The organism is Devosia sp. (assembly GCF_034675085.1).
Taxonomy (GTDB): Bacteria; Pseudomonadota; Alphaproteobacteria; order Rhizobiales; family Devosiaceae; genus Devosia.
Genome location: NZ_JAUCDN010000343.1, coordinates 1 through 3,412 on the forward strand (window position 1 = coordinate 1; position 3,412 = coordinate 3,412).

A 3,412-nucleotide genomic window follows, 5' to 3' on the forward strand; every position below is an offset into this window, starting at 1 on the left:
ATCGACTTCCGCCATGGCCGTATCGGTTTCGGACACATCGATCGCGGCGATTTTGCCGCCCGCAAAGGCAAGGGAACCGATGCGGTCGAGGCCCTGGGCGGGGTCGAGCAGGTGGCCGTTTCTGACGATAAGGTCGTAATGCATCTGGTCCCTCGAAAGGCGCTAGGCAAGAAGCATCGATTCGGCGCCGATGGCCAGCGCGCCGCGCAGCGCCGTATCGTCGGGCGCCACGCGCGCCGTGAGGCCCAGCCCCTCGGCAGCACGGCGATAGTCATCGACGCGATCATCGTCGCCCACGATATCCAGCGTGCCGCCTGGCAGCCACAAGCCGGCATTGCGGGCCTCGATAAATTCCCAGCCGATCAGCAAGCCGCGCAGGTAGTCGCCGATTTCGGCCGGCGCCAACTGGCCGGCCAGCCAGCCGGTTCGTGCGGTGAACAGGCGCGTCAACAAGCCATGGCGATCAGGACCGGCGGCGCATTCCAGGCCGCGGGCGAAGGCCCGCCAGTCACGCCCCTCGGAGCGGATGGCAATGCCGGCCAGGCCCGAATGGGCAAGCAGCAGCGCGACCAGCTCACCGGTGACGAAGGTGCGAAACCCGGCAATCCTGCCCCCGCCGATCCGGGCCCATTTGCCGTTATTGCCGGGCATGACCACGACGGCATCGCGTTGGAGGCCGTGGCCTACCAGTTGCGCTTCCTCTCCGCGCATCACGTCGGGGAAGGGGGGAGCAGCCGGGTCGCACAGGCCGGGAATAAGGGTCAGCCGGTCGCCATTGGCCAGCGCCACGTGACGCGCGGCGCGGGCGATATCGGCGAGGGAAGCCGGCGCGGGCACATAGCCGATTTCCATCCAGCCCGAACGCCCGCCCACCATGCCGGCCGCCAGGATATGCAGCGATCCATGGGTCCGGCGCCAGGGCGCCAGCGCTGCGTCGAGGATGGCCTCGTGCCGCCCCGCCGCGCGCTTGAGACCGTCATCGGTGCCGATGCGGTCGACGACATCGTCGGCCCCGCCGACCAATGCCGCCTCCAGCCTCGTCGCGCTCCAATCGATGACCACCCGCATTTTTGTCTCCTTCATTTCGTTGACAGCCTCTAGCATTTCAAATTATGGTCCACAATAACAAACATACGATCCATATTGTGGACCACCTGAGGAGTTATTCGTTGTTGCAAGGAATTCTGCCCGTCCTGCCCACGCCTTATGGCGATGATGGTGCTGTCGACCCCGCCGCGATGCGGGCGCTGGTCGAATTCGCCATCGGCGCCGGGGTGCAGGGCATGGTCTTTCCCGGTTTCGCCAGCGAGGTGGAGGCACTCAGCGACGACGAGCGCATCAGCCTGATGCGCATTGTGGTCGAGGCCAATGCCGGGCGGGTGCAGCTGATTGCCGGCGCCAGCGCCGCCACGGTCGAGGCCGTCGTGCGCTTCGGCCGCGAAGCGCTCGATCTGGGCCTTCGCTATCTGATGATCCAGGCGCCCAAGGAGGCGGGGACGCAGGTCGACGAGGTCACCGCCTTTTTCCGCGCCATTTCCGAACAATTGCCCGGGGTGGAAATCGTGTTGCAGAACGCCCCGCTGCCACGCGGCTCCGACCTCGATCCCGAAACGCTGCTGGCCGTGGTCGGCAACGTGCCGGCCATCACCTATGTCAAGGGCGAGACGCTGCCCTCGGGCCCGGCAATTTCGGTGCTTCAGGCCAGTCCACCGGCCCACCTGGCCGGCATCATCGGCGGCGGCGGCGCCCGCTACGTGATCGACGAATATGAACGCGGCGCCTGCGGCACCATGCCGGCGCTCGAACTGGTCGACCTGCATGTGCAACTGGACCGGGCCTGGCGCAGCGGCGACAAGGTGCGTGCACGCCATCTCTATGCCCGCTCGCTGCCGCTGCTGCTGTTGCAGGCTGTCTATCGCATGCACCTGACCAAGCATGTGCTGACGCGCCGGGGCGTCATCGACACTGCTGCGGTGCGCGCCAAGGGCCCCAGGCCCGATGCCATGGCGCTGCGCGACATCGATAGCTGGCTGGCTGAAGCCGCCGATATCTTTACTCTCGCGCCGGTCGACCACCGGCCTGGAGAGCCCTCATGAGCGACCGCGTCAAATCGGTTACCCCCTATGTTCTGACCATTCCGCGAGACACGCCCTATCTCGGCGCGTTGCGGCCGGGCGAGACGGTCAATGCGCAGGGCTATTTCGTGCGCAAGGGCAACCAGACCGTCTATCCCACGGTCGATCGCAGCATTCTGGTGCGCATTGAAACCGAGAATGGCGTGGTGGGATGGGGCGAGACCTATGGCATCGTCGCGCCTGGAGCGGTGCTCGCCATCATCAACGAGTTGCTGGCGCTGTTCGTCATCGGGCGCGATCCGATGGACGTCACCGCCATCCATGACGATCTCTACGGCCTGATGCGGGTGCGCGGCTATACCGGCGGCTTCTATCTCGATGCGCTGGCGGGTATCGACACGGCCCTGTGGGATATCGCCGGCAAGCTGGTCGGCCTGCCGCTGGCGACGCTGCTCGGCGGCAAGCGGCATGAGCGCATCCCCGCCTATGTCTCGGGCCTGCCGCAGCCGACGCGCCAGCAGCGGGCCGACTTTGCCGCCGAATGGCGCGCCAAGGGCTTTTCGGCCTTCAAATTCGCTTCCCCGGTCGCCGATGATGGTGTCGTCGCCGAAATCGCCACCCTGCGCGAAGCTCTCGGGCCCGATATCCGTATCGCCTGCGACATGCACTGGGCTCATACCGCCGAAGAGGCGGTGGCGCTGATCCGCTCCATGGAGCCGCATGGCCTGTGGTTTGCCGAGGCCCCGGTCAAGACCGAGGATATTGCCGGCCTCGCCCATGTGGCCGCCAATGTCGCCACCACCATCGCGGCGGGAGAGGAATGGCGAACGGTCTATGACCTGGTGCATCGCGTCGAGCGGCGCGCCTGTGGCATCGTGCAGCCGGAAATGGGCCATATCGGCATCACCGAATTCATGCGCATGGGCGCCTATGCCCAGGCCAATCACCTGCGCGTCATTCCGCATGCAACGATCGGCGCCGGCATCTTCATGGCGGCAAGCCTGCATGCCAGCGCCGCGCTGGCGGCGGTGACCGATCACGAATACCAGCACTCGATTTTCGAACCTAACAGACGGTTGGTCTCCGGCGACATGGATTGTGCCGCCGGCTTCTACAGTGTGCCTACGGGGGCGGGTCTCGGCGTCGAGCCCTCCGCGGAGGCCCTGGCTCTGCTCAAGGAACAGAACTGAAATCAGGAGGATAAGTTGATGTTCAAGAGATTGTCTCGCGCCGGGGGAGGGCTGCGCAAGGCGGGCCTGGCCCTCGCCCTGTCGACGGCCCTGGTGGCTGGCGCCCTGTCGCCCATGCTGGCGGCAGCACAGGAAACCACGCTGAAA

Annotated in this window: 3 protein-coding genes; 2 read left to right on the forward strand and 1 reads right to left on the reverse strand. The window is 66.0% G+C overall.

The window, feature by feature from the left end:
• Positions 1-162: 162 nt before the first annotated feature.
• The gene (locus VDP82_RS15960) at positions 163-1,068 is read right to left on the reverse strand and encodes a 2-dehydro-3-deoxygalactonokinase (protein WP_323015817.1); all 906 of its coding nucleotides are present in this window, start codon (positions 1,066-1,068) and stop codon (positions 163-165) included.
• Positions 1,069-1,112: 44 nt separating this feature from the next.
• Here VDP82_RS15960 and VDP82_RS15965 point away from each other — a divergent pair, with 44 nt between their 5' ends.
• Together VDP82_RS15965 and VDP82_RS15970 are read left to right on the forward strand one after the other, a co-directional pair.
• Positions 1,113-2,096, forward strand: coding sequence for a dihydrodipicolinate synthase family protein (locus VDP82_RS15965; protein ID WP_323015818.1), 984 nt, complete (start codon positions 1,113-1,115; stop codon positions 2,094-2,096).
• Entirely contained in the window at positions 2,093-3,265 is a 1,173-nt protein-coding gene (locus VDP82_RS15970; RefSeq protein ID WP_323015819.1) for a mandelate racemase/muconate lactonizing enzyme family protein, read from the forward strand. Before VDP82_RS15965 ends, VDP82_RS15970 begins: the two co-directional genes overlap by 4 nt.
• Positions 3,266-3,412 lie beyond the last annotated feature (147 nt).

Bases quoted from the DNA above. Each gene is read 5' to 3' on its own strand.
- VDP82_RS15960 (WP_323015817.1), bottom strand. From the start codon at position 1,068: ATGCGGGTGGTCATCGATTGGAGCGCGACGAGGCTGGAGGCGGCATTG.
- VDP82_RS15965 (WP_323015818.1), top strand. From the start codon at position 1,113: ATGGTCCACAATAACAAACATACGATCCATATTGTGGACCACCTGAGG.
- VDP82_RS15970 (WP_323015819.1), top strand. From the start codon at position 2,093: ATGAGCGACCGCGTCAAATCGGTTACCCCCTATGTTCTGACCATTCCG.